Here is a 25,225-nt window from a genome sequence, read left to right as displayed (position 1 = left end):
TATAGCAGCCACCGAGTCATACCTGAAATGACTCGTCGACCTTGTTGGGGCCGCTTCGCGGCCCAGCGGGAGCAAGCTCCCTCGCCACAGCAAGCCCGCCAATCACTGCGCCCTTTTACAGGTCGCCGTAGCCCAGGGAACGCAGGGCGCGCTCATCATCGGACCAACCACCCTTCACCTTCACCCACAGGTTGAGCATGATCTTGGAGTCAAACAGCAACTCCATATCCTTGCGCGCTTCGGTGCCGATGCGTTTGATGCGCTCGCCCTTGTCGCCGATGATGATTTTCTTCTGGCCATCACGTTCAACGAGGATCAGCGCATGGATGTGCAGGGTCTTGCCCTGCTGCTTGAACTCTTCGATTTCCACGGTGATCTGGTAGGGCAGCTCGGCACCCATCTGGCGCATGATTTTCTCGCGCACCAGTTCGGCGGCGAGGAAACGGCTGCTGCGGTCGGTAATCTGGTCTTCCGGGAAGAAGTGCTCGTTCTCCGGCAGGTGCTCGGCGATCACACGCTCCAGTGCATCCAGGTTATGACCGTGCTGGGCCGAGATCGGGATGATCTGGGCGTTCGGCAGTTGTTCCTGCAGCCAGCTCAGGTGCGGCATCAGCTCGGCTTTGTCTTCGATGCGGTCGGTCTTGTTCAGGGCGACGATCAACGGACCGGTGACATACTGCACACGCTCAAGAACCATCTGGTCTTCGTCGGTCCACTTGGTGCGGTCGACCACGAAGATCACCACGTCGACGTCTTTCAACGCTGCCGAAGCGGTCTTGTTCATGTAGCGGTTGAGGGCTTTCTCGCCGCCCTTGTGCATGCCGGGGGTGTCGACGTAGACCGCTTGCACGTTGCCTTCGGTCTTGATGCCCAGCATGTTGTGGCGGGTAGTCTGCGGCTTGCGCGAGGTGATCGCGAGCTTCTGGCCGAGGATGTGGTTCAGCAACGTGGACTTGCCCACGTTCGGGCGGCCAACGATGGCAACATAGCCACAGCGTGTTGCGGTTGAATCAGTCATGGCCATTCTCCACGCCCAGGGCAATCAGTGCTGCAGCGGCCGCTACCTGTTCGGCAATACGACGGCTCACACCCTGGCCTCGGCTTTTTTCGTTCAGTAAGGTGATTTCACATTCCACGAAGAATACGCGGCAATGGGGCTCACCCTGGATATCCACCACTTCGTAGCGTGGCAGTTCGCAACCGCGCGACTGCAGAAACTCCTGCAAGCGGGTCTTGGGGTCTTTGTTGGTGTCGACCAGCGTCAGGCTCTCGATCTCGGAGGTCAGCCAGGCAGTGACGCGCTCCTTCGCCGCTTCCATGCCGGCATCGAGGTAGATCGCACCGATCAACGCCTCAAGGGCATCGGCCAGGATCGACTCGCGGCGGAAACCGCCACTTTTCAATTCACCGGAACCCAGGCGCAGGTATTCACCCAGGCCAAAACCACGGGCCAGCACGGCCAGGGTTTCGCCTTTCACCAGTCGTGCGCGAAGACGCGACAGCTGGCCTTCACGGGCTTGCGGGAAGCGCTCGAACAGCGCCTCACCGGCAACGAAATTGAGGATGGCATCACCGAGGAATTCCAGGCGCTCGTTATTACGCCCTGCAAAGCTGCGGTGTGTGAGGGCAAGGACCATCAATTCCTGGTCCTTGAAGGTGTAGCCGAGCTGGCGCTCGAGACGACTTAGAGAAACGGTCACGGTTTATCCATATCTAGTTGGTGGCACCGGCGGCCATCGACGATTGACGCAGTGTTCAAATTCAAATCCTGATTGGTATTGCATGAGGCCGGGCCAATGATTGTCCCAACCCCAGAAAAGCATTCGGCGCTGTGTGAACAGCGCCGCCTGTATTACTTGATCAGCCCGACCCGCGAGAAGTTCGGCAGGTGGCTGAGTTTGGGTTCCGGCCAACTCATCCAGACCGCAAAGGCCTTGCCGACAATGTTCTCGTCGGGAACCATGCCCAGCAAGTCCTTGGGAATGCTGGGGTCATCCCAGTAGCGGCTGTCGTTGGAGTTGTCCCGGTTGTCACCCATCATGAAGTAGTGACCGGCCGGCACTTTCCACTGGCCATCAGGCATTGCACGGTAGCGGCTCATTTCCTTGCGGATTTCGTGCTCCACCGTACCGAGCTTTTCCTGGTACAGCTCGGCGCTACCTAAGGTGTTCGGCTCGGTGCCGATCAGTTTCTCGGCCACCGACTCACCGTTGACGAACAAGCGCTTGTCGCTGGTGTAGCGAATCACGTCGCCCGGCAGGCCCACTACACGCTTGATGTAGTTGACGTTCGGGTCGCTTGGGTAGCGGAACACCATGACATCGCCGCGCTGCGGATCACCCACCTGGATGACTTTCTTGTCGATTACCGGCAGGCGAATCCCGTAGGAAAACTTGTTCACCAGGATGAAGTCGCCGACATCCAGGGTAGGTTTCATCGACCCCGACGGGATCTGAAACGGCTCCACCAGGAACGAGCGCAACACCAGCACGATGAACAGCACCGGGAAGAACGATTTGCCGTATTCAACCAGCAAAGGTTCTTTGTTCAACTTTTCGACCACCACCGCATCGGGCTGGCTGACGCTACCCTGATAGGAGGCGATGGCCGCCCGCCGACGCGGGGCGAAGAACACCAGATCGAGCAACGCCAGGAGACCGCAAACGGCAACGGCGATGACCAGCAACAGCGGGAAATTTAGCGACATAGGACCTAACTATCCAACCTGAGCACCGCAAGGAAGGCTTCTTGTGGAACTTCCACGTTACCTACTTGCTTCATGCGTTTTTTACCGGCCTTTTGCTTCTCAAGCAGCTTGCGCTTACGGCTTACGTCACCGCCGTAGCATTTGGCCAGTACGTTCTTTCTGAGAGCCTTGACGGAGGTCCGCGCAATGATCTGCCCGCCGATGGCGGCCTGGATCGCGACGTCGAACATCTGGCGCGGAATCAGTTCTTTCATCTTCTCGGTCAACTGCCGACCTTTGTAATGCGCATTATCCTTGTGCACGATCAATGCCAGTGCATCTACCTTGTCGCCGTTGATCAGCACATCCAGTTTCACCAGATTAGCCGATTGGTAACGATCGAAATGGTAATCCAGCGAAGCATAGCCACGACTGGTGGATTTGAGGCGGTCGAAGAAGTCCAGGACCACTTCGTTCATCGGCATATCGTAGGTCACTTGCACCTGGGTACCGAGGAACAGCATGTCGCGCTGGACGCCACGCTTCTCGATGCACAACGTGATGACGTTACCCAAATGCTCCTGCGGAACCAGGATATTGGCCCGCACGATAGGCTCGCGCATGTCTTCGATCGCTGACAGATCCGGGAGCTTGGACGGGTTGTCGACGTAAATCGTTTCACCGGTTTTCAGCAACAGCTCAAAAATAACGGTGGGCGCAGTGGTGATCAGGTCCAGGTCGTATTCGCGCTCGAGGCGCTCTTGGATGATTTCCATGTGCAGCATGCCCAGGAAGCCGCAACGGAAGCCGAAGCCCAGGGCGTCGGAGCTTTCCGGGGTGTACTGCAAGGACGAGTCGTTGAGGGTCAGCTTTTGCAGGGCTTCGCGGAAATCTTCGAAGTCGTCGGAGCTGACCGGGAACAGACCGGCGTAGACCTGTGGCTGAATGCGCTTGAAGCCCGGCAGCACGTCGACATCCGGCGTGCTGCTCAACGTCAGCGTGTCACCCACCGGCGCACCGTGGATGTCCTTGATGCCGGCGATGATGAAGCCTACTTCACCGGCTTTCAGATCGACGGTCGCGGTGTGTTTCGGATTGAATACACCGACGCTGTCCACCAGGTGGATCTTGCCGGTGGACTTGACCAGGATCTTGTCACCCTTCCTCACGCGACCGTGGCGAACGCGGACCAGGGAAACGACGCCCAGGTAGTTGTCGAACCAGGAGTCGATGATCAACGCTTGCAGCGGATCTTCGATGTTGCCGGTCGGGGCGGGAATGGTCTGCACCAGGCGTTCGAGCACTTCGTCGACACCCAGGCCGGTCTTGGCGCTGCAGGTGACGGCGTCGGTGGCGTCGATGCCGATGATCTTCTCGATCTCTTCCTTGACGCGCTCAGGCTCGGCCTGGGGCAAGTCGATCTTGTTCAGCACGGGCATGACTTCCAGGCCCTGCTCGATTGCGGTGTAGCAGTTGGCAACCGACTGTGCTTCAACGCCCTGGCCGGCGTCGACCACCAGCAAGGCACCTTCACAGGCCGCCAGGGAGCGGCTGACTTCGTAGGTGAAGTCGACGTGGCCCGGGGTGTCGATGAAGTTCAACTGGTAGGTAATGCCGTCTTTGGCCTTGTAGTACAAGGTAACGCTGTGGGCCTTGATGGTGATCCCGCGCTCGCGTTCGAGGTCCATGGAGTCCAGTACCTGGGCTTCCATTTCACGCTCGGCAAGGCCGCCGCACATCTGGATGAATCGATCGGCCAGCGTCGACTTGCCATGGTCAATGTGGGCGATGATGGAGAAATTGCGGATATGACTCAAATCACTCACGGGTCAACACTCAAAAAGGCTGCAGGCAGATTGCCCGCTGAAAAATAGCCGGGAATTGTACCTGATGCTCAGGCCAGACGTCATCTTTGCTGACCAGAACAAAAATGCCCCGATCTACCGAACGGGGCATTTTTTTGTTCATATGCGCGGTATCAACCAGCCCGTCGCAGCAGCCAGAACCCGGCCACGGCGCAGATTGCCGTCGGTACCAGCACCGCAAACAGCGGAGAAAAGCCGAACACCAGGCTCGATGGGCCAAGCAGATCCTGGGCGATACGGAACGTGAAGCCTACCAGCACGCCGGTGAATACTCGCTGACCAAGGGTCACGGAACGCAACGGACCAAAGATGAAGGAAATCGCCATCAAGACCAACGCAGCGGTGACCACCGGTTGCAGCACCTTGACCCAGAACGCCAGCCAGTAGCGGCCGTTATTGAGGCCCTGGTCCTTGAGGTAGTGGATATAGCTCCACAAACCCGAGATTGGCAGGGCTTCCGGGATCATCACCACGGTATTGAGCAATTCCGGCTTCAGGGCGATATCCCATGGCTCGGAGGCCACATTGATCACTTCGGTGCTGGCCTTGGTGCCTTGGCCCACATTGCGGAAATAGGTAGTAGTGACCTCACTCAACTCCCACTTCTCGGCACTGTACTGCGCACGCTTGGCAAAGCTGGAGGTCAGCATGTGCCGCTCTTTGTCGAACGTATAGCGCGTCACACCGATCAGCAGGCCGCCCGGCTGCACGGCGTTGATATGGATGAACTCATCACCCTGTCGGTGCCACAGGCCGTGCTTGGCGCTCTGTGCATCCCCCGAGCCCTGGGCCAGGGCGCGGTTGGCCTGGGCGGTGGCTTCGGCCGGTGGCGCCACGTATTCGCCGACAAGCACGCTGCAAGCCATCAGCAGGAGCATGGGTTTCATCACCGCCCAGACGATGCGGCCGATGGACACACCGGCGGCGCGCATGATGGTCAGTTCGCTGCTGCTGGCCAGGCCACCCAGGCCGATGAGGCAGCCGATCAACGCGGCCATCGGCATCATGTCGTAGACACGACGAGGCGCGGTCAGTGCCACGTAGCTCAATACGTCCGTGACGGTGTAGGTATCGGTGACGTTGCCCACTTCATCGATGAAGGCAAACAACGAGGCCAGGCCAAGGATGATACCCAATACCGCCAGGATGGCGATCAGTACGCTGCTACCTATATAGCGATCAAGCTTAGCCACGGGCCAACTCCTTCAGGCCACGACGGCTCTTCATTTTCAAACGGATAGGCTCCCAGTAGAGCAGTCCCAGGCCGATGACCAGGAATATCCCGTGCACCCACCACAAGCCCAGGACGGGCGACAACTTGCCCTTCTCCAGGGAACCACGGGCGGAAATCAGGATAGTCAGGTAGGCCATGTACAGCAGGATCGCCGGCAACAGCTTGAGGAAGCGGCCCTGGCGCGGATTGACCCGCGACAGCGGCACGGCCATCAAGGTCACGATGAACACCAGCAGCGGCAGGGAAATCCGCCATTGCAACTCGGCGATGGAGCGCAGCTCCTGGCTGCCGAGCAGCGACGAGGTCGGCAGCGCATCGCGGTCGGTCACTTCTTCACTGATTTCAGGCTTGGCCAGCATCACACCATAAGTGTCGTACTTGATCGCACGATAATTCGCCAGGCCAGGGCTGCCGTCATAACGATAGCCATTTTCCAGGATCAGGTAGCGGCTGCCATCAGGACGTACTTCCTGGTGCCCACTGTTGGCCACCAGAATCGAAATGCCGCGGTCTTTCTGGTTCTCGCCGAGGTTTTTCTGGGAAATGAACACCCCACCGAGATTGGAACGGTCATCGGTCATGGTTTCGGTATAAGTCACCCGCGTACCGTCGTTGAGCGCCTGAAAGCGCCCGGGTTCCAGGGTGTCGAACTCGGTCATCGCGTCCTGCTTGTTCAGCAGCAACTGGAACTGCATGGCGCCCTGGGGAGCAAGGCTCATGCTCAACCATGCCACCACCAGGGCGACGCCGGCGGCCGGCACCATGGTCATGGCCAGCAGACGCTGCTGGCTCATGCCGGTGGCCGAGAGCACGGTCATTTCACTTTCGAGGTACAACCGGCCGTAGGCCAACAGAATGCCGAGGAACAGGCCAAGCGGCAGGATCAGTTGCAAGAAACCCGGCAGGCGAAAGCCCATGATCAGGAACAACGAACCCGGGTCCAAAGCACCCGAAGCGGCCTGGGCCAGGAATTTGACGAAACGACCACTCATGGTGATGACCAGCAAGACCGCACTCACGGCACTCAGGGTCAACAGGACTTCGCGGGACAGATAACGGAAGACGATCAAACCAGACACTCCAGGGTTGTCAGGCTAAGGCGGCCAAACAAGCAAGCATTACGAGTCGACCCGTTTACACGGGTCGGCTAAAAAGATTGCGCATTATCCTGTGATTGACCGCGCCTGTCACTGAGCTTGCTCATGCGCGTGCACAAAGCACCTGGCAAGGGTTGTCAGGTTCCGTCGGCGAGGTTCAAACTGCGGCCTTTGCCGCTGGCGGTTTACAAAGCCGCCAGGCTTTAAAGCCTGTGTACAGACCTCAGGCTCACAGACCTTCATAAGGGACCCGAAAATGGAATTGGTTGTAAAAAGCGTTAGCCCCGAAACGTTGAAAACCGCCACCCTCGTGGTCGCTGTCGGCGAAGGCCGCAAACTCGGCGTCGCCGCCAGGCAGCTGGACGAATTGAGCGGTGGCGCCATCAGCGCCGTGCTCAAGCGCGGCGACCTGGCCGGCAAAGTCGGCCAGAGCCTGCTGCTGCAAAGCCTGCCCAACCTCAAAGCCGACCGCGTCCTGCTGGTAGGCGTGGGCAAGGACGCCGAACTGGGCGACCGTCCGTTCCGCAAGATCATCAGCGGCATCCTCTCCACCCTCAAGGGCCTGGGCGGCAGCGACGCGGCACTGGCACTCGATGAAATCGTCGTCAAAGGTCGCGACAGCTACGGCAAGACGCGCCTGCTCGCCGAAACCCTGGTCGACGGTGGCTACCTCTTCGAACAGTTCAAGAGCCAGAAAGCCGAACCCCGCGCCCTGAAGAAAATCACCCTGCTGACCATCAAGGCCGCCCAGGCTGAAGTCGAGCGCGCCGTGACCCACGCCCAGGCCATTGCCCATGGCATGTCGTTCACCCGCGACCTGGGTAACCTGCCGCCGAACATCTGCCACCCGACATTCCTCGGCGAACAGGCCAAGGCATTGGGTAAAGAGTTCAAGGGCCTGAAAGTCGAAGTGCTCGACGAGAAGAAGATCAAGGAATTGGGCATGGGCTCGTTCTATGCCGTGGGCCAGGGCAGCGACCAGCCGCCACGCCTGATCGTGATGCAATACAACGGCGGCAAGAAGTCCGAGAAGCCTTACGCCCTGGTCGGCAAAGGCATCACCTTCGACACCGGCGGCATCAGCCTCAAGCCAGGCCTGGGCATGGACGAGATGAAGTACGACATGGGCGGTGCCGCCAGCGTATTCGGCACCCTGCGTGCCGTGCTGGAGCTCAAGCTGCCGATCAACCTGGTGTGCATCCTGGCCTGTGCCGAGAACATGCCGAGCGGCGGCGCATCCCGTCCGGGCGACATCGTCACCACCATGAGCGGCCAGACCGTCGAAATTCTCAACACCGACGCCGAAGGCCGCCTGGTGCTGTGCGATGCCCTCACCTACGCCGAGCGTTTCAAGCCGCAGGCCGTGATCGACATCGCCACCCTGACCGGTGCCTGCGTGGTGGCCCTGGGCGCCCACACTTCGGGCCTGCTGGGCAACAATGATGAGTTGATCGAGCAACTGCTCAGCGCCGGCAAGGCTGCCGACGACCGCGCCTGGCAACTGCCGCTGTTCGACGAATACCAGGAACAGCTGGATAGCCCGTTCGCCGACATCGCCAACATCGGCGGCCCGAAAGCCGGCACCATCACCGCGGCCTGCTTCCTGTCGCGTTTCGCCAAGAACTTCAACTGGGCCCACCTGGATATCGCCGGCACCGCCTGGACCAGCGGCGGCAAGGACAAGGGCGCCACTGGCCGCCCGGTACCCTTGCTGACCCAGTACCTGCTGGATCGCGCCAAGGCATAACCGTGTAGGAGCGAGCATGTCGTGGCGAGGGAGCTTGCTCCCGCTGGACTGCGCAGCAGCCCCCAGCTTTTCTGGAGGCCGCTTCGCGCCCCGGCGCAAGCAAGCTTGCTCGCCACACTACGCTCGCTTTTATCCCGGTTGAGGCCGCTCAGGAACCGCAATGACCCAAGTCGACTTCTATATATTGCCCAGCGCCGACCCGCTCGCGCGCCTGGACTTTGCCTGCAAACTCACCGAAAAAGCCTGGCGCATGGGGCACCGCATCTACCTGCATTGCAGCGATGCCGACCAACGCACCGAGCTGGATGCCCGCCTGTGGCGCTTCAAGGGTGAGAGCTTCGTGCCTCACGGCCCCGCCGAGTCAGAGCCCGACGGCCTGGTTGTACTGGGATTGGGCGACAGCTGCGGCGCTCACAATGACCTGCTGGTCAATCTGGACTTGAAAGTACCGCCCTTTGCCAAGGCGTTCGCCCGCGTAGCGGAAGTGGTGGTGGAGGATCCGGCTATTCGTCAGGCCGCGCGGGAGAGTTTCCGTTTCTACCGCGAACAGGGCTATCCTCTGCAAGATCACCGGCTACAACGACTTTGAGTAAATGATGGACACTCCCAACCCTCTAAAAAAAGACGACCACCTGCTGGACGACCTGGAGTCGATCCGCAAGTTGCTGGGTGATGATGACTTGCAACCGCCGCTGTTGACCGAGACGGTCGAAGGCGAGGTGCAGATTCCACTGTTGTTCGACATGGTCGGCGGCAAACCTGCCGCGCCGGAGCCTGTTGCCGAAGCGCCCGCCGCAGAGCCAGCGCCCGCCGAAAAAGCGCCGGACGCGCTGCTGCTGCACCTGGACAACGAACTGCGCGCCGCCGCGCAATTGATCATGCAAGACGTGATCGACGACTTTGCCCCCCATATCGAGACCGAGATCAAGCGCCGGCTGGATGCGCGCATGGAGAGGCTGATCGCCGCAGCCACAAGTAACTAGCTTCCAACTGCAAGTCAGAGCACTGCGATCAACTTGCAGCTTGTCGCTTGTAGCTTGCAGCTGCTCCCCCCCGCTATACTTGTCGGCTTTCCTGAATTAATGCCAACTAGGGTCCCGCCGCGCATGGATAAGACCTACCAGCCGCACGCCATCGAAACTTCCTGGTACAACACCTGGGAATCCGAGAATTATTTCGCCCCGCAAGGCGCGGGCGATTCCTACACCATCATGATTCCGCCACCGAACGTCACTGGCAGCCTGCACATGGGCCATGGCTTCAACAATGCGATCATGGACGCGTTGATCCGTTTCCGCCGCATGCAGGGTCGCAACACCCTGTGGCAGCCGGGCACCGACCACGCCGGTATTGCCACCCAGATGCTGGTGGAACGCCAACTCGAAGCCACCGGCCAGAACCGTCACGACCTGGGTCGCGAGAAATTCCTGGAAAAGATCTGGGAGTGGAAAGACCAGTCCGGCGGCAATATCAGCCGTCAGATCCGCCGCCTCGGCTCGTCCGTAGACTGGAGCCGCGAGCGCTTCACCATGGACGACGGCCTGTCGGAAGCCGTGAAGGAAGCCTTCGTACGCCTGCACGAAGACGGCCTGATCTACCGCGGCAAGCGCCTGGTCAACTGGGACACCAAGTTGCACACGGCGATTTCCGACCTTGAAGTGGAAAACCACGACGAGAAAGGCTTCCTGTGGAACCTCAAGTACCCGTTGGCCGACGGCGCCAAGACCGCTGAAGGCAACGACTACCTGATCGTCGCCACCACCCGTCCGGAAACCATGCTCGGCGACGCCGCCGTGGCCGTTAACCCGAACGATGAGCGTTACCAGGCGCTGATCGGCAAGTTTGTCGAGCTGCCGCTGGTGGGTCGTCGCATCCCGATCATCGCGGACGATTACTGCGACCCTGAATTCGGCACCGGCTGCGTGAAGATCACCCCGGCCCACGACTTCAACGACTACGAAGTCGGCAAGCGCCACAATCTGCCGCTGCTGAACATCTTCGACAAGAACGCCGCCGTATTGCCGGCCTGCCAGGTGTTCAACCTCGACGGCACGCTGAACGACAGCATTGACGGCAAGATCCCGGCTGAATACGTCGGCCTCGACCGTTTCGAAGCGCGTAAGCAGATCGTTGCCGCCTTCGATGCCGCCGGCCTGTTGGTCAGCGTTGACGACCACGGCCTGAAAGTGCCGAAGGGCGACCGCTCGGGCACCGTGATCGAGCCGTGGTTGACCGACCAATGGTACGTCTCCACCAAACCGCTGGCAGAACCTGCCATCGCCGCCGTGGAAGATGGCCGCATCCAGTTCGTGCCCAAGCAGTACGAAAACATGTACTTCTCGTGGATGCGCGACATCCAGGACTGGTGCATCAGCCGTCAACTGTGGTGGGGCCACCGCATTCCGGCCTGGTACGACGAGTCGGGCAAGGTCTATGTAGGCCGCGACGAAGCCGAGGTGCGCGCCAAGCACAACCTGGGCGCAGACATCGCGCTGCAACAGGACAACGACGTGTTGGACACCTGGTTCAGTTCGGGCCTGTGGACGTTCTCCACCCTGGGCTGGCCGCAGCAGACCGAGTTCCTGAAGAAATTCCACTCCACCGACGTACTGGTCACCGGCTTCGACATCATTTTCTTCTGGGTTGCCCGGATGATCATGCTGACCATGCACCTGGTGAAGAACGAAGACGGCACGCCGCAGGTACCGTTCAAGACCGTGTACGTACACGGGCTGGTACGTGATGGCCAGGGCCAGAAGATGTCCAAGTCCAAGGGCAACGTACTGGACCCGCTGGACATCATCGACGGCATCGACCTGGAAACCCTGGTACAGAAACGCACCTCGGGCCTGATGCAGCCGAAACTGGCGAAAAAGATTGAAAAGCAGACACGCGACGAGTTCGCCGACGGTATCGCCAGCTACGGTACCGACGCCCTGCGCTTCACCTTCTGCTCGCTGGCGTCCACCGGTCGCGACATCAAGTTCGACATGGGCCGCGTCGAAGGCTATCGCAACTTCTGCAACAAGATCTGGAACGCGGCGCGCTACGTACTGGATAAAGGCGAGGACTGCGGCCAGAACGGTGAAGCCGTCGAACTGAGCCTGGCCGATCGCTGGATCATTTCCCAGTTGCAGCGCACCGAAGCCGAGGTGACCCGTCAGCTCGACCAGTTCCGTTTCGACCTGGCCGCACAGGCCTTGTACGAGTTCATCTGGAACCAGTACTGCGACTGGTACCTGGAACTGTCCAAGCCCGTGCTGTGGGACGAAAACGCGCCGATCGAACGCCAGCGCGGCACCCGCCGTACCCTGGTGCGGGTGCTGGAAGTGGCACTGCGCCTGGCACATCCGTTCATGCCGTTCATCACCGAAGAAATCTGGCAGCGCCTGGCGCCGCTGGCCGGTATCGAGGGCAAGACTATCATGCTGCAGCCTTGGCCGGTGGCCAACGAAGCGCGCATTGATGAGGCGGCCGAAAGCGATATCGAATGGCTCAAGACCCTGATGCTCGGCACGCGCAATATCCGCGCCGAGATGAATATCGGCCCGGGCAAGCCCCTGGCCGTATTCGTCAAGAACGCCAGCGCCGAAGACCAGCGTCGTCTCAGCGAGAACGATGCACTGCTCAAGAAGCTGGCGAAGCTGGAGTCCATCACTGTCTTGGCTGACGGCTCTGAAGCACCGCTGTCCGCCACCGCACTGGTCGGCGACATGGAAGTATTGGTCCCGATGGCCGGCTTGATCGACAAGGGCGCCGAACTGGCCCGCCTCGACAAGGAAATCGCACGCCTGCAAGGCGAAGTGCAGCGGGTGGGCGGCAAGTTGTCCAACGCGGCATTCGTCGACAAGGCGCCGGCCGAAGTGATCGAGAAGGAACGCGCCAAGCTGGCCGAGGCCGAACAGGCCCTGGGCAAGCTGGCTGAGCAGCACGCGCGGATCTCCAGCCTGTAAGGTGGACCGTGTGTAAGAAAGAGGCCTTCGGGCCTGATGCCAGTCAGTTAAAGAGGAGCATAGTCACTGTGGCGAGGGAGCTTGCTCCCGCTGGGTCGCGAAGCGGCCCCAGCTTTGGGCTTGAAAAGACTGGGCCTGCTACGCAGTCCAACGGGAGCAAGCTCCCTCGCCACAGGTTACTCGTTGTCCGCTCTATCGCTTAGCTGACTGATATCAGGCCTTCGGGCCTCTTTTTTTTGGAGGTTTGAAAACCCAATTACCGAGGTCAACTTCGGAATGTGTGACAATACCCACCACTTTTGAAGCAACCCCAGAATCGACGTAGCCCATGACCGCCCCCAGCACGCCAAAACCTCCGCGCAAGAAGCCTAAAACCGCAGCCACGGCCAAACCCGTCACGCCGCGCAAAGAGGCCACCTTGCATCCGCGCAACCGCCACACAGGCCGTTACGACTTCCCGGCGCTGATCAAAACGACGCCGGAACTGGCGAAATTCGTGATCATCAATCCCTATGGCAAGGAAAGTATCGACTTTGCCAGCCCGGACGCGGTGCGGGTCTTCAACCGGGCGCTGCTGAAAGCCTTCTATGGCATCCAGCATTGGGATATCCCAGCCGACTACCTGTGCCCACCCGTACCGGGGCGTGCCGACTATGTGCATTTCCTCGCCGACCTGCTGGCCAGCGTCAACGACGGCAAGATTCCGCGCGGTTCAATCGTCAAGGTGCTGGACATCGGCATGGGCGCCAACTGTGTCTATCCGTTGATTGGCTACATGGAGTACCGCTGGAACTTCCTCGGCTCCGAGGTCGACCCTATCGCCGTGGCCGCGGCCAAGGCCATCGTGCAATCCAATGACCTGAGCAAGGTCATCCAACTGCGCCAGCAAACCAACCCCAAGCAAATCCTGTTGGGCCTGCTGGAGCCGGGCGAGCGCTTTGACCTGACCATGTGCAACCCGCCGTTCCACGCGTCCATGGACGAAGCCACCAAGGGCAGCGAACGCAAGTGGCGCGCGCTGGGCAAGGCCGATCCCAAGCGCAAGTTGCCGGTATTGAACTTCGGCGGGCAATCGGCAGAGTTGTGGTGCGAAGGCGGTGAAGCACGCTTCGTCACGCAGCTTATCGCTGAGAGTGCGCATTTTGCCCACAAGGTGTTGTGGTTCAGCACATTGGTGTCAAAAGCGTCGAATTTGCCGGCGATTGAGACAGCACTCAAAAAAGCCAACGCACTGGAAAGTCATGTGGTGGAGATGTCCCAGGGCCAAAAGCAAAGCCGTTTCGTGGCCTGGACCTTCCAGACCAAGAACGAGCAGCAGATCTGGCGTCAGCGCTGGGTTCGCGACTAGCCCTTCATCACAGTAAAAATCGCAGGCAATAAAAAACCGTGCCCGGATCGCTCCGGAGCACGGTTTTTTTTACCGCGTCTTACTTGTTAACAGCGTCGGTCAGGCCTTTGGCCACAACCAGCTTGATAACTTTCTTGGCAGCGATTTCGATGGCAGCGCCGGTCGAAGGGTTACGGCCAGTACGGGCAGGACGCTCGGTCACTTTCAGCTTGCCGATACCTGGCAGAGTGATTTCGCCGCCGTTTTCCAGCTGATCAGCAACGATCTGGCCCAGTTGGTCCAGCGCTGCGCGCGCGGTGGTTTTTGGCGCGTCGATAGCTTCAGCGATATCAGCGATCAGTTGGTCTTTAGTCAAAGCCATTGTGGTGTTCCTTCCCTATCAAATTCATATGGATATTGCAGAGTGCAGTGTCAGCCGTCGAGCCTGACCGTCTAGGCCTGGCACCCCCGGCTATAACCACGGAGATCGGGGTTATAGATGCTTGAAACGGGGATTGGTTCGACCTGACAGATGCTGAATGCACGCTTAACGCCGATACTTGGCGTAAGACGGGGCAAAACTAGCACAGAGACGGGGAAATATCCGCCTCTACCTAGCCATTTGGTCAGCTTTATCGCTCTAAAGCGTGAAAAAAAGGCATATGCCCCGTCAGAGAGCATCCAAAACAGCCTTCGGAGCGTGTCTTGACCAATGGGTGCGGTACACTGGGCGACTTTTCGGGGAGGCCACCAGCTCCCCTTCAACCAGCCGAGAAGCCTATGCCGATCCGTCATTGCATCGTCCACCTGATCGACAAAAAACCCGACGGCACACCCGCAGTTCTCCATGCCCGCGATACGGAACTGTCCGAATCCGCCGCCATCGAGAACATGCTTGCCGACCTCAACGAGAGCTACAACGCCAAACAAGGCAAGGCCTGGGGGTTCTTCCATGCCGAGTCCGGCGCGCACCCGTTCAGCGGCTGGTTGAAGGAATATTTCGACGGTGGCCAGGATTTCACCACCTTCAGCCGCGTGGCGGTCGAGCACCTGCAAAAGCTGATGGAAGAGTCCAACCTTTCCACGGGTGGCCATGTTTTATTTGCCCACTACCAGCAAGGCATGACCGATTACCTGGCCATTGCCCTGCTGCATCACAGTGAAGGCGTGGCAGTGACCGAAGAGCTGGATGTGACCCCGTCGCGCCACCTGGACCTGGGCCAACTGCATCTGGCGGCGCGGATCAACGTGTCCGAGTGGCAGAACAACAAGCAATCCAAGCAGTACATCTCGTTCATCAAGGGCAAGAACGGCAAAAAGGTCTCGGAGTACTTCCGCGACTTTATCGGCTGCCAGGAAGGCGTCGACGGCCCAGGCGAGACCCGCACCCTGCTCAAGGCGTTCAGCGACTTCGTTGAAAGCGAAGACCTGCCGGACGAGTCCGCCCGCGAGAAAACCAAGACATTGGTGGATTACGCCAGCAGCCAGGCCAAGCTCGGCGAGCCCATGGGCCTGGAAGAACTGTCGGGCCTGATCGATGAAGATCGGCCGAAAGCGTTCTACGACCATATCCGCAACAAGGACTACGGCCTGTCGCCGGAAATCCCGGCGGATAAGCGCACCCTCAACCAGTTCCGCCGCTTCACCGGCCGCGCCGAAGGCTTGTCCATCAGCTTTGAAGCCCACCTGCTGGGCGACAAGATCGAATACGACGAGGCCGCCGGTACCTTGATCATCAAGGGCCTGCCGACCCAACTGACCGACCAGCTCAAGCGTCGCAACTGATGCTTGGCGGGGTGTTCAAGAAAGTCCTGCTGGTGTTGCTGGTCGTGGTGGTGATTCAAAACTGGGGCAAGATCGAGCGGGTGTTCAACCCGTCGCAGGTGGTTTCGGAGCAGGTACGCGCCTCGGCGCGCGTGGTGCTCTATTCCACCGAGTGGTGTGGCTACTGCAAGCAGATCCGCCGCTTCCTGGACCAGAAAGGCATTCCATACCAGGCATTCGACATCGAGAAGGACGCCCAGGCACGCAAAGCGTATGAAGCGTTGGGCGGTGGCGGGATTCCGTTTGTAGACGTGAATGGCACATTGATTCGTGACTACAACCCGGACGCGATCATGGCCGCGTTGAAATAACCCGATTGGCAAACACAGTAGAACAAGGGGTCTTGCTCCCGATGGCAGGGTGTCAGTCACCTCATGCAGTGACTGAACCGCTGCTATCGGGAGCCCTCTCCTACTGGTTCCCGCGGTGCGCTTAGAAGTTAGCTTCCAGCGACACCATCGCCGTACGCTCTTCTCCCACGTTGTAATACGCCGTGCTCGGCGCCAGCCCGTTCACCGGTGCCGAATTGAACGACACGGTGCGGGCCGAGCTCAGGTATTCCTTGTCGAACACGTTAAGCATCGACAGGCGCAGGGTCGCGGACTTGATGACTTTCTTGTCCACCGGCAAATAGATACCGGCGTTGAGGTCAACCACGGTACGCCCGGAGATTTTTTCGTCGTTGGTCAAATCGCCGTAGAAACTGCCGACGTATTTGCCCGCGATGTTGCCGTAGAAACGCGAATCGTCATACCCGAACACCAGGTTGAACATGTTTTCCGGCACGTTGGCCAGTTGCTTGCCCGAGGTCGGCAACAACACGTTCTTGCTGAGCAAGTCGTCTTTCTGTTCAGACTGGGTGTAGGTGTAGGACGCGTAGTAGTTGAAGTGATGCGGCAGCAGGCCACTCCACTCCAACTCCAGGCCCTTGTTGTCGACCTGGCCGACGTTGATCACCGCGTAATCACCGTTGAAGTCAGTGGTCGACAGTTGACGGTCCTTGAAGCTGATGTAGAACAGGGTCGCGCTCAACGCCATGGCATCTTCCGTGTAGCGCCAGCCCAGTTCCTGGTTCCAGCTCAACTCGGGCTTGAGGCTCACCGAGTCGCCCTTGTTGTACAGCACGTAGTTCGGCGGCGTACGCATGTTGCGGGTGACGTTGTAGAACGCCTGGTTACTTTCGTCGAACTGGTACTTGGCACTCAAGTTCGGCAGGAACTGGTGGTAACGGGTGTTTCGTTTTTCCGGCTGGTCGTACAGGCTGCCCAGGTTGTTGCCGTCGCGCTCGACGTATTGGTACGCCACGCCACCGACAAAACTCAGGTCCGGCGTGGCTTGCCAACTGTCCTGAACCCAGAGCTTCTGGGCTGGGGTAACGGTGTAGTAATGGCGGCCTTGTACGGTCGCACCATTTTTGTCGACCACTTGGCCGCCACTGTTGTAGTCGCCCCACACATCATCGGGTGCGCCTTCGCCGTTGATCCCGATAAACGGCTGGCTCTGGCGCTGGCGCGCGCGTTCATACCAGTAGCCGTAGTCCAGACTGTGTTCTTCGTTGACGTCCCATTTCATTTTCGCAGTGACGCCGGGGCGCCAGGTCTCGGTCCAGGATGGGCGATAGTAGTTGGCTGACTTCAGGTTGCTCAGGTCGTAGTTGCCGGCTTTATCGGACTTTGGCCCCAGGTTCGAAGCGGTCTGGCCACTGAAACTGCCACCGTTGGCCCAGTAGTAATAGGGCGTGACGGTCAGCGCCAGGTTGTCTTGCAATTGCCAGCGCTGGGTGAGCGTAGCGTTGACGCTTTCAAACGGGTTGCGGTTGAGTTTGTAGGACGAGGACAGCAGCCCGCTCTTGTAGATCGGGGTTTCGGCGTAGTCTTTGCGCCGTCCTTCCTGATCGAACTGCGTTTTGCTCAGGGTGTTGTAGTTGTAGTTTTCCTGGTTGTTGTACTTCACCGTAGCCAGTGTCGAGTTGCCATTGCCGTCTTCAAACAGACTGCTCCACTCAACCTTGTCGCTGCGCAAGGTGCCTTTGCCGCGCCATTTGTCACCTTCCAGGTGCGAGGCCGACACCCAGGTCTTGAGGCCGCCGAAGTCACCGGTGTTCACGCGTACAAAGGTCTTGCGCAGGTCATTGGCCCCTACGATCTGCTTGGCGAACACTCCGGGTTCTTTGGTCGGCCGAAGGGTGATCATGCCGATGTTGCCGCCGCTGGAACCAATGTGCGGGCCGTCCGCTTCGGAGGAACCCTGGGTGGCGAACACCTCGGCGAGGTTTTCCGGGTCGCCCAACTGGTTTGAATACACGGCGTAGTTGCCCGAATCGTTGATCGGCACGCCGTCTACGGAAACCCCGATCTGGTCGGAATTCATACCGCGCATGGTGAAGTTGGTGCCGCTGGTGCCACTGGAGTCATCGCTGGAAACGTTGATGCCCGGGGTGTACTTGAGCTTGTCGATGGCGTTGGCGGTTGCCGACATTTCGTCCATGGCTTCCTTGGTCACCGTGGACCGCGCCTTGGCACTTTCTTCGCGAATCATGTGACCGTTACCCAAGGTTTGTTTGCCGGCGATATTCACCGAACCTACGTCCTGAGCATCCTCCGCCAAAACCAGCGGCGCAAAGCCACCCAGGCCCGTTGCCAGAAGCAGGGCATAAAGTTTGTTGTAGTTCACCTGTAGATCCCTTACCTGTTGTATGGGGCAACTGCGCCGAGGCTGGAGTGGCAGACGACGCTTGTCTTCCTGACCACTTGCTCAGGAACCCGGGGATGATCCACGTCATGTGTAACGGTTTGGTGACAGGTTCAGGGGATTGCGATGAAGGTTCGGTTAAAGCGCTGCAGGCAGCGCGAGGCGTGGCCTGCGCAAGCCGAACAGGCAAGCGAAAGAGATAGAGTCGGCGTGATGTGTATCTAACGCAACACAATCATCCGACCAAAAACACGCTGCTGTTCAAACCCGAGCACGGCCTGCAAGGCATTCAACACCGCTTGCGGGTCTTTGCTCGGAAAGCTGCCGCTCACACGTTTGCCGGCCATCTCGTCGTTGAGCAACAGAATGCGCCCCGGGTAGTAACGCCCCAGATCCTCGATCACATCGGCCAACGGCGCCTTGTAGTAATTGAGCCATCCGTCGCGCCAGGCCAGGCGCGACTCGCCGTCAACCGAGTGCATGGGTTCGGCGATACCGTCGGCGTAGGCCACTTGCTGGCCGGCCGTCAGAATCTGCTGCTGCCCCTGCCTGGACGCGGTGACGCCCACCCGCCCGGACAACACCGTGACCTGCGCACCGGCCGGTTGCAGCCGCACTTCGAATTGCGTACCCAGCACCCGCGCTTCACCGCTGCCCGCTTCCACCACGAAGGGCTGGCCAGTGTGGGTCACGCTGAAAAAACCGGCGCCGCGACGCAGCTGGATGTGGCGCTCGCCATGGCTGAAATCCACGGCAATGGCGCTGTCGGCATCCAGGGTCACTTGGGATTGATCGGCCAGGGTGACGGTCCTCACCTCGCCGGGCGCGGTCACGTAGTCGGCGCCGAAGTCATCGACCCAGCGCGACGGCTGCCAACCGAGGCCCATGCACACCATCAACAGCAGGCACGCGGCCATGGCCAACGCACCGGCCCCACGCACCACCCGTGAACGTCTTGCCGTGTTCATCGCGGTGAGGTAGCCCTGCAAGGCCAGAGCCTCTTCGTCCGCCAGCTTGCGCGCCGGCACTTCACTCAACTCCCACAGCACCTGCGCCTGGGAATAGGCCTCGACGTGCGCAGGGTCGGCACGTAACCAACGGCTGAAGGTAACCTGATCGCCACTGCTGGGCTGGTCGTGCAGCAGGCTCAACCAGTCGAGTGCGGCCTGCTCTTGAGCGGGCGTGGGGGTAACGTTCACGGTGCTTTCCCTGGCGAGCGTGGAGGCAGTGGTTCACGAAGGCTGGCCTTACAGGCTTCGAGGGCACGCATCATATGTTTTTCCACGGCACTTTGGGACAAGCCCATGGCCTTGGCGATGTCCGCGTACTTGCGGCCATGGATGCGGTTAAGCAGGAAAATCTGCCGGGTGCGCTCCGGCAAACTGCGCAGGGCGGCTTCGACATGGCGCAAATCATTACCCGCCTCGAGTGCCGCCTGGGGTTCACTGCCCTGGTTATCCTGCTGCTCCGGCAACCAGCCTTCGTTGCTGCGCACCCGCGCGCCTTCACTGCGCAGATGGTCGATGGCGATGTTGCCGGCGCAGCGCAACAGGTAAGTGCTGAGTTCTTCGACCTGCACCAGCGGCCGGCGCCAGAAGCGCAGGAACAGGTCCTGCACCAGGTCGGCCGCCGTGGCGCGGCAACCCACGCGGCGGCTGACCAAGGCTTCCATCTGCGACCGCTGGGACAGGAACACCTGCAAAAAATGCGCACGCCCACCGGCCGCATCCGGGTGCGGGTTGTCTTGGGATTCCGGTGGAGTGCTGATCATCATGGCAGGCTCAGAATAAGGCGAAGGCCGCAACAGAACGGGTCAGCAGAACGACGCCCGCCAGGGTGGCAAACGACGCACCGCGCGATGTCACGCCTGGTCGATAGAAAGCAGGCAACAGGATTTTGCTTTTCATGCGGGAAGCGCCAGGTTCATCAGTGCGCGATATTAATGATAAATATTCTCATAAGCAAAAGAGAACGGATGAATCACCTGCCCCGGCGGATTGCCGAACCTTGTCATGCGCCCTACAATGCGAACAATTCTTGTTCTCTGACGCACACCAATGTCCGTGGAGTGATCGCGTTGCAGCCGTCCAACACCTTCGAAGTCCTGTACCACGACCATCACCACTGGCTCACCGGCTGGTTGCGACGCAAACTCGGCTGCCCTGAAAGTGCTGCGGACCTGGCGCAAGACACCTTTATCCGGGTGCTGACCGCACGAGAAACTCCAACGCTGATCGAACCCCGCGCTTTCCTCACCACCGTGGCCAAGCGCGTGCTGTTCAACTATTACCGTCGCCAGGACCTGGAACGCGCCTACCTCGATGCCTTGGCGCAACTGCCCGAGCACGTGCCGCCTTCGGAAGAAGAACGCGCCATCATCCTGCAAACCCTGGTCGAGCTGGACCAACTGCTCAACGGCTTACCCATCCCGGTCAAACGCGCCTTCCTGCTGGCCCAGCTCGATGGGCTGACCTATGCGCAAATCGGCGCAGAACTGGGCATCTCCATTGCCACCGTCAAACGCCACCTGAACAAAGCGGCCATGCGCTGCTACTTTGCCCTATGAACTTCTCGACCCACGTCGCCGAACAGGCCGTGCACTGGCTGATGGAAATGCAGCAAGGTGGCCTCAACCCGCGCCAGCAAGCGGCTTGGCAACAATGGCTGGCGGCCCACAGCGAACATCAGCGTGCCTGGGACCATATCCAACGCGTCAACCAACGCCTGCGCGGCATGCCTTCGCCCCTGGCGCATGCGACGTTGAACGCAGCGAAATCCAGCAGCCGGCGCCAGGCGCTGAAATTGCTGCTGATCCTCGGTGCGGGTTCGGCTGCGGCCTGGGGCCTGCGCCAACAGCACGTCCTGCCGCCGCTGAGCGCCGACTACCGCAGCCCCGTGGGCCAGCGCCGAAAGGTGCAATTGGCCGATGGCAGCCAGTTGCAGCTCAACACCGGCAGCGCGGTGGATGTACACATTGATGGCCAGCAGCGCTTGATCCGTCTGCTCGAAGGCGAAATCCTGCTAACGGCCCAAGCGGGCCATTCGCCCCTGCGCGTGCTGACCGGCCAGGGCCTGCTCAGCAGCCAGGCGGCGCGCTTGAACGTGCGCCAGTTCAATGACCGCACCCAACTGGCGGTACTCGACGGCCATGTCGAGGTCATGCCCAACCACTACAGCGGCCTGCCGCTGATCGTCGAAGCCAACCGCCAGGTGAATTTCACCCGCAAAGGCTGGGACACCCCGCGCCCTGTCGACGCCAACAGCGGCGCCTGGGCCGATGGCATGCTGATGGCTGCCCACATGCGCCTGGAAGATTTCCTCGCCGAGCTGGGCCGCTATCGGCGTGGCCAGCTCAATTGCGATCCGCAGGTGGCCAACCTGCTGCTGTCCGGCAGTTACCCGCTGGATGACAGCGAGCGCATTCTCGACCTGTTGGAAGTCAGTTTGCCGGTCAAGGTTCGACGCTTTACGCGCTACTGGGTGACCGTGCAGGCACGCGCCTGAAAATATTCTCGATAACCGTGAGCCGTTTTCCAGCCCTCGCGTGACAGAGAAGGAAAGCCACCTTGATCCTTCCTTCTCAGGACCGCCCTTCATGCCCCAGCACCCCACCCTTCTCGCCCGTACCCTGCGTCAGCTACTGCTCGGCGCCAGCCTGAGTTTCACCGTGCTGCCCCAGGTAATGGCGGCCGAAGCCAAGCCCTATCACATCGCCCCGGCATCGCTGGAAACGGCCTTGAACCAATTCGGACGCGAAGCGGGCGTACTGATTTCCTTCGGCTCCGACCTCACGGCAGGCCTGCAGAGCCGCGGTTTATCCGGCAACTACAGCGCCGCCGATGGGTTGCAACAACTGCTGGAAGGCACCGGCCTGCAAGCCCGGGCCGAGGGCAACAACGCCTACAGCCTGCAACCGGCCAACGCCCCCACGACCGTCGAACTGCAAACCTCAAACGTCGTGGGCGATTGGCTCGGCGATGCGGAACAAACCAACGTGTTCGAACACCCCGGCGCCCGTGACGTGATCCGCCGCGAAACATTCGAACGCCAGGGCGCCACCCAGGCCCGTGACGTGCTCAACCGCATCCCCGGGGTCAATGCCCCGGAAAACAACGGCACCGGCAGCCATGACATGGCGCTGAACTTCGGCATTCGCGGTCTCAACCCGCGGCTGGCCTCGCGCTCCACCGTGTTGATGGATGGCATTCCGGTGCCCTTTGCGCCGTATGGTCAACCACAGCTTTCATTCGCCCCGATCAGCATGGGCAACATGGACGCAGTTGACGTGGTACGCGGCGGCGGCGCCGTGCGCTACGGCCCGCAAAACGTTGGCGGCATCGTCAACTTCGTGACCCGCGCAATCCCGGACGCACCGACGGTCAAAGGCGGCTTGCAGACCGAAACCAGCCCGTCTTCCAGCCATGATGGCTTCAAGACCACCGGTAACCTGCTGGCTGGCGGCACCGCCGACAACGGCCTGGGCGGCGCGATTCTGTACTCCGGCACCCGTGGCGGCGACTGGCGCGAAAACAGCAATACGCGCATCGACGACCTGATCCTCAAGGGCAACTACCAGCTCGACGACGCCAATAGTTTCAATACCATGGCGCAGTACTACGAAGGCCAGGCCGATATGCCTGGGGGCTTGAACGTGAAGGACTACAAGGCTGATCCGTACCAGTCCACCCGCCCTTACGACAAATTCTGGGGCCGCCGTACGATGTTCAACGCCGGTTATCGCTACCAGGAAGACCGTCGCGAATTCACCGCCAATACCTTCTTCACCACCACCTTGCGTAACGGCTATCTGGACCAAGGCAACTTCCTTTCGCTGTCGCCGCGCGAATACTGGGTACGCGGCCTGGAAACCCGTTTCGCCCAAGGCTTCGACCTCGGCCCCACCCGCCATGAAGTCGGCGTCGGCTACCGTTACATCAACGAAGCCGGCCACGAAATGCGCTATCGCACGCCGATCACCGCCAACCAGCAAATGCCCAACACCGATAGCCGCAACGACCGCGACACCCGTGGCGCCACCGAAGCCAATGCGTTCTTCGTCGACGACCGCATCGACATCGGCAAGTGGACCATTACCCCCGGTGTGCGCTACGAGATGATCGAGTCCCAACAGACCAACAACCTGACCAACGTCAAGTACAAGGGAGACTACAACACCGCGCTGCCGGCGTTGAACGTGCTCTACCACGTTACCGAAGACTGGAACCTCTACGCCAACACCGAAGGCTCGTTCGGCAGCGTGCAATACAGCCAGATGCCCAACCGCATAGCCAGCGGTGAAGTGAAGCCGGAAAAAGCCCGCACCTGGGAACTCGGCACGCGTTACGACAACGGCACCCTGCGCGCGGAAATCGGTGCGTTCCTGATCAACTTCGATAACCAGTACGACAGCAACCAGACCAACGACACCGTGATCGCCCGTGGTGAAACGCGCCATCAGGGCATCGAATCGAGCATCAACTACGCCCTTGACGGTTTGAGCCCGGCGCTCGCGGGTTATGACGTGTACGCCACTTATGCCTACGTCGATGCGACCATTCGCGAAGACGGCCCGAACAAAGGCAACCGCGTGCCCTTCTCGTCCAAGCACAAAGGCACCCTGGGCGTGGGTTACACCGAAGGTCGCTGGAAGCTCAACCTGGACAGCAGCTACCAGAGCAGCCAGTTCGCCGACAACGCCAATACCCAGGCGGAAAGCGCCGACGGCGCCAACGGACGCATCCCCGGCTACATGCTGTTCAGCAGCCGCGCGGCGTATGACTTCGGCCCGCAGTTGTCGGATTTGAACGTGGCGGTCGGTGTGAAAAACATCTTCAACAAGCAGTACTACACCCGCTCGTTCGACGACAACAACAAGGGCAAATACGTCGGCGAGCCGCGCACGGTCTACGTGCAAACCTCCATCGCGTTCTAACTGCCCGCCAGGCAACTGGGAGTGCCCGCCACCAAGGCGTCGATGGCGCAGCGCACTTTGGCGGGCATACGGGCGGCCGTCGGCCAGATCACATGGATCGGCGCAGGCTGCGTGCGATGGCTCGGCAGCACGGCTTCCAGTTGCCCACGCAGCACGTAATGCGCAATCAACCAGCTCGGCAACCAGGCCAGGCCGACGCCCGCAATCGCGGCATCGGCCACGGCCTGGAGGTCGTCGAGCATCAATGGCGAGGTCACCCCGGAGCGCAGGGACGTACTGCCCCGGTAGGCAATGCCTCGGTGACCGGCGAGATCATCGATACCCTCAATCGGCCCGACACGCCGCAAGTACGCCGGTGAAGCGGCCAACCCCACCGACTGTTCACCCAGGCGGCGCGCACTGAGGCGGTCGGTGTCCGGTAGCGGGCCGATGCGCACGGCGACATCAAAGCCTTCCTGCACCAGGTCCGTGAGCCGGTCCGAGAATGAAATCTCGATCTCCAGTTCCGGGTAACGGTCCATCAATCCCCACAGGGCAGGCGCCGCATAATGGTGGCCGAAAGCCAATGGCAAGCTTGCCCTTAAACGCCCGCGCGGCTGTTGCCGGCCGCTTTCGAGTACCGACTCGGCGGCCTCCAGTTCGGCCAGGGCGCGCAGGCAATGCTCGTAGTACGCCTGCCCATCTTCGGTCAGACGCTGGCGGCGCGTGGAACGCTGCAACAGGCAAGTGCCCAAGCGTGCCTCCAGCCGCGCCAAGCCCTTACCCACGGCAGAGCGCGTGAGGTTCAGACGTTCAGCGGCTGCGGTGAGGCTGCCGCTCTCGACGATGTGCAGAAACAGTTCAACGCCGTCGAAACGTGGAATGGCCAT

22 protein-coding genes are annotated in these 25,225 nt (G+C 60.3%); 10 read left to right on the top strand and 12 right to left on the bottom strand.

Annotation, left to right across the window (positions count from 1 at the left end; all coding sequences use genetic code 11):
* Positions 1–115 precede the first annotated feature (115 nt).
* From era to lptF, 6 genes are all read right to left on the bottom strand, one after another.
* Positions 116–1,018, bottom strand: a complete 903-nt coding sequence (gene era, locus M5B97_RS07165; protein WP_016978271.1) for a GTPase Era — start codon at positions 1,016–1,018, stop codon at positions 116–118.
* The gene (gene rnc / locus M5B97_RS07160; protein WP_033902449.1) at positions 1,011–1,700 is read right to left on the bottom strand and encodes a ribonuclease III; all 690 of its coding nucleotides are present in this window, start codon (positions 1,698–1,700) and stop codon (positions 1,011–1,013) included. The genes era and rnc overlap by 8 nt, the downstream gene beginning before the upstream one ends.
* Before the next feature lie 152 nt (positions 1,701–1,852).
* A complete protein-coding gene (lepB, locus tag M5B97_RS07155; RefSeq protein WP_123714727.1) occupies positions 1,853–2,707 on the bottom strand; it encodes a signal peptidase I in 855 nt (284 codons plus the stop codon).
* A 5-nt stretch (positions 2,708–2,712) separates the two neighbouring features.
* Positions 2,713–4,512 carry a translation elongation factor 4 gene (gene lepA, locus M5B97_RS07150; RefSeq protein WP_123714726.1) on the bottom strand — a complete coding sequence of 600 codons (1,800 nt, stop codon included), beginning with the start codon at positions 4,510–4,512 and terminating at the stop codon, positions 2,713–2,715.
* A gap of 152 nt (positions 4,513–4,664) precedes the next feature.
* Complete coding sequence (gene lptG / locus M5B97_RS07145; RefSeq protein ID WP_134658450.1) at positions 4,665–5,744, bottom strand: LPS export ABC transporter permease LptG; 1,080 nt, start codon at positions 5,742–5,744, stop codon at positions 4,665–4,667.
* Positions 5,737–6,855: an LPS export ABC transporter permease LptF gene (gene lptF, locus M5B97_RS07140; protein WP_123714724.1), complete on the bottom strand. Its 1,119-nt coding sequence runs from the start codon at positions 6,853–6,855 to the stop codon at positions 5,737–5,739. Before lptF ends, lptG begins: the two co-directional genes overlap by 8 nt.
* Positions 6,856–7,138: 283 nt before the next feature.
* On the opposite strand from lptF, the gene M5B97_RS07135 reads away from it, so the two are divergent.
* From M5B97_RS07135 to rlmF, 5 genes are all read left to right on the top strand, one after another.
* Positions 7,139–8,629 (top strand): leucyl aminopeptidase, encoded by a 1,491-nt coding sequence (locus tag M5B97_RS07135; RefSeq protein ID WP_123714723.1) that lies wholly within the window; start codon positions 7,139–7,141, stop codon positions 8,627–8,629.
* A 160-nt stretch (positions 8,630–8,789) separates the two neighbouring features.
* Positions 8,790–9,218, top strand: a complete 429-nt coding sequence (locus M5B97_RS07130) for a DNA polymerase III subunit chi (RefSeq protein WP_134658454.1) — start codon at positions 8,790–8,792, stop codon at positions 9,216–9,218.
* Between the two features lie 7 nt (positions 9,219–9,225).
* On the top strand, positions 9,226–9,612 hold the full coding sequence (locus tag M5B97_RS07125; protein WP_134658456.1) for a DNA polymerase III subunit chi: 387 nt from the start codon (positions 9,226–9,228) through the stop codon (positions 9,610–9,612).
* 123 nt (positions 9,613–9,735) lie between these two features.
* Positions 9,736–12,582 carry a valine--tRNA ligase gene (locus M5B97_RS07120; protein ID WP_248731122.1) on the top strand — a complete coding sequence of 949 codons (2,847 nt, stop codon included), beginning with the start codon at positions 9,736–9,738 and terminating at the stop codon, positions 12,580–12,582.
* A gap of 328 nt (positions 12,583–12,910) precedes the next feature.
* The gene (rlmF, locus tag M5B97_RS07115) at positions 12,911–13,930 is read left to right on the top strand and encodes a 23S rRNA (adenine(1618)-N(6))-methyltransferase RlmF (RefSeq protein WP_123714719.1); all 1,020 of its coding nucleotides are present in this window, start codon (positions 12,911–12,913) and stop codon (positions 13,928–13,930) included.
* A gap of 79 nt (positions 13,931–14,009) precedes the next feature.
* Here rlmF and M5B97_RS07110 read toward each other — a convergent pair whose 3' ends face one another.
* A complete protein-coding gene (locus tag M5B97_RS07110) occupies positions 14,010–14,291 on the bottom strand; it encodes an HU family DNA-binding protein (protein ID WP_005785131.1) in 282 nt (93 codons plus the stop codon).
* Positions 14,292–14,689: 398 nt separating this feature from the next.
* On the opposite strand from M5B97_RS07110, the gene yejK reads away from it, so the two are divergent.
* Positions 14,690–15,694 carry a nucleoid-associated protein YejK gene (yejK, locus tag M5B97_RS07105; RefSeq protein ID WP_248731121.1) on the top strand — a complete coding sequence of 335 codons (1,005 nt, stop codon included), beginning with the start codon at positions 14,690–14,692 and terminating at the stop codon, positions 15,692–15,694.
* Positions 15,694–16,044, top strand: a complete 351-nt coding sequence (locus tag M5B97_RS07100) for a glutaredoxin family protein (protein WP_248731120.1) — start codon at positions 15,694–15,696, stop codon at positions 16,042–16,044. Before yejK ends, M5B97_RS07100 begins: the two co-directional genes overlap by 1 nt.
* A gap of 121 nt (positions 16,045–16,165) precedes the next feature.
* On the opposite strand, the gene M5B97_RS07095 is transcribed toward M5B97_RS07100, so the two are convergent.
* The 4 genes from M5B97_RS07095 to M5B97_RS27625 all read right to left on the bottom strand — a co-directional run bounded on the left by M5B97_RS07095 (position 16,166) and on the right by M5B97_RS27625 (position 20,331).
* Positions 16,166–18,406: a TonB-dependent receptor gene (locus tag M5B97_RS07095; RefSeq protein WP_248731119.1), complete on the bottom strand. Its 2,241-nt coding sequence runs from the start codon at positions 18,404–18,406 to the stop codon at positions 16,166–16,168.
* Between the two features lie 239 nt (positions 18,407–18,645).
* Complete coding sequence (locus tag M5B97_RS07090; protein WP_248731118.1) at positions 18,646–19,623, bottom strand: FecR family protein; 978 nt, start codon at positions 19,621–19,623, stop codon at positions 18,646–18,648.
* A complete protein-coding gene (locus M5B97_RS07085) occupies positions 19,620–20,198 on the bottom strand; it encodes an RNA polymerase sigma factor (protein WP_123714716.1) in 579 nt (192 codons plus the stop codon). The genes M5B97_RS07090 and M5B97_RS07085 overlap by 4 nt, the downstream gene beginning before the upstream one ends.
* Before the next feature lie 7 nt (positions 20,199–20,205).
* On the bottom strand, positions 20,206–20,331 hold the full coding sequence (locus tag M5B97_RS27625; protein WP_283100916.1) for a hypothetical protein: 126 nt from the start codon (positions 20,329–20,331) through the stop codon (positions 20,206–20,208).
* 170 nt (positions 20,332–20,501) lie between these two features.
* Between M5B97_RS27625 and M5B97_RS07080 the strand changes: the two genes are divergently transcribed.
* From M5B97_RS07080 to fecA, 3 genes are all read left to right on the top strand, one after another.
* Positions 20,502–20,990, top strand: a complete 489-nt coding sequence (locus M5B97_RS07080; RefSeq protein WP_248731251.1) for a sigma-70 family RNA polymerase sigma factor — start codon at positions 20,502–20,504, stop codon at positions 20,988–20,990.
* On the top strand, positions 20,987–21,928 hold the full coding sequence (locus M5B97_RS07075) for a FecR domain-containing protein (protein WP_248731117.1): 942 nt from the start codon (positions 20,987–20,989) through the stop codon (positions 21,926–21,928). Before M5B97_RS07080 ends, M5B97_RS07075 begins: the two co-directional genes overlap by 4 nt.
* Positions 21,929–22,019: 91 nt before the next feature.
* Positions 22,020–24,356: a TonB-dependent Fe(3+) dicitrate receptor FecA gene (gene fecA, locus M5B97_RS07070; RefSeq protein WP_248731116.1), complete on the top strand. Its 2,337-nt coding sequence runs from the start codon at positions 22,020–22,022 to the stop codon at positions 24,354–24,356.
* On the opposite strand, the gene M5B97_RS07065 is transcribed toward fecA, so the two are convergent.
* Entirely contained in the window at positions 24,353–25,225 is an 873-nt protein-coding gene (locus tag M5B97_RS07065; RefSeq protein ID WP_248731115.1) for a LysR family transcriptional regulator, read from the bottom strand. The genes fecA and M5B97_RS07065 overlap by 4 nt on opposite strands.

This window comes from Pseudomonas sp. MWU13-2517 (genome assembly GCF_023242545.1).
Classification (GTDB): domain Bacteria; phylum Pseudomonadota; class Gammaproteobacteria; order Pseudomonadales; family Pseudomonadaceae; genus Aquipseudomonas.
The sequence above is the reverse complement of the archived record's forward strand: the minus strand, read 5'-3'. Positions and strand labels throughout refer to the sequence as shown.

What these genes read in the sequence shown, in the direction of transcription:
- era (WP_016978271.1), bottom strand. Translation starts at nt 1,018, where the DNA reads ATGACTGATTCAACCGCAACACGCTGTGGCTATGTTGCCATCGTTGGC.
- lepB (WP_123714727.1), bottom strand. Translation starts at nt 2,707, where the DNA reads ATGTCGCTAAATTTCCCGCTGTTGCTGGTCATCGCCGTTGCCGTTTGC.
- M5B97_RS07135 (WP_123714723.1), top strand. Translation starts at nt 7,139, where the DNA reads ATGGAATTGGTTGTAAAAAGCGTTAGCCCCGAAACGTTGAAAACCGCC.
- M5B97_RS07130 (WP_134658454.1), top strand. Translation starts at nt 8,790, where the DNA reads ATGACCCAAGTCGACTTCTATATATTGCCCAGCGCCGACCCGCTCGCG.
- M5B97_RS07125 (WP_134658456.1), top strand. Translation starts at nt 9,226, where the DNA reads ATGGACACTCCCAACCCTCTAAAAAAAGACGACCACCTGCTGGACGAC.
- M5B97_RS07120 (WP_248731122.1), top strand. Translation starts at nt 9,736, where the DNA reads ATGGATAAGACCTACCAGCCGCACGCCATCGAAACTTCCTGGTACAAC.
- rlmF (WP_123714719.1), top strand. Translation starts at nt 12,911, where the DNA reads ATGACCGCCCCCAGCACGCCAAAACCTCCGCGCAAGAAGCCTAAAACC.
- M5B97_RS07110 (WP_005785131.1), bottom strand. Translation starts at nt 14,291, where the DNA reads ATGGCTTTGACTAAAGACCAACTGATCGCTGATATCGCTGAAGCTATC.
- yejK (WP_248731121.1), top strand. Translation starts at nt 14,690, where the DNA reads ATGCCGATCCGTCATTGCATCGTCCACCTGATCGACAAAAAACCCGAC.
- M5B97_RS07100 (WP_248731120.1), top strand. Translation starts at nt 15,694, where the DNA reads ATGCTTGGCGGGGTGTTCAAGAAAGTCCTGCTGGTGTTGCTGGTCGTG.
- M5B97_RS07085 (WP_123714716.1), bottom strand. Translation starts at nt 20,198, where the DNA reads ATGATGATCAGCACTCCACCGGAATCCCAAGACAACCCGCACCCGGAT.
- M5B97_RS27625 (WP_283100916.1), bottom strand. Translation starts at nt 20,331, where the DNA reads ATGAAAAGCAAAATCCTGTTGCCTGCTTTCTATCGACCAGGCGTGACA.
- M5B97_RS07075 (WP_248731117.1), top strand. Translation starts at nt 20,987, where the DNA reads ATGAACTTCTCGACCCACGTCGCCGAACAGGCCGTGCACTGGCTGATG.
- fecA (WP_248731116.1), top strand. Translation starts at nt 22,020, where the DNA reads ATGCCCCAGCACCCCACCCTTCTCGCCCGTACCCTGCGTCAGCTACTG.
- M5B97_RS07065 (WP_248731115.1), bottom strand. Translation starts at nt 25,225, where the DNA reads ATGGCCATTCCACGTTTCGACGGCGTTGAACTGTTTCTGCACATCGTC.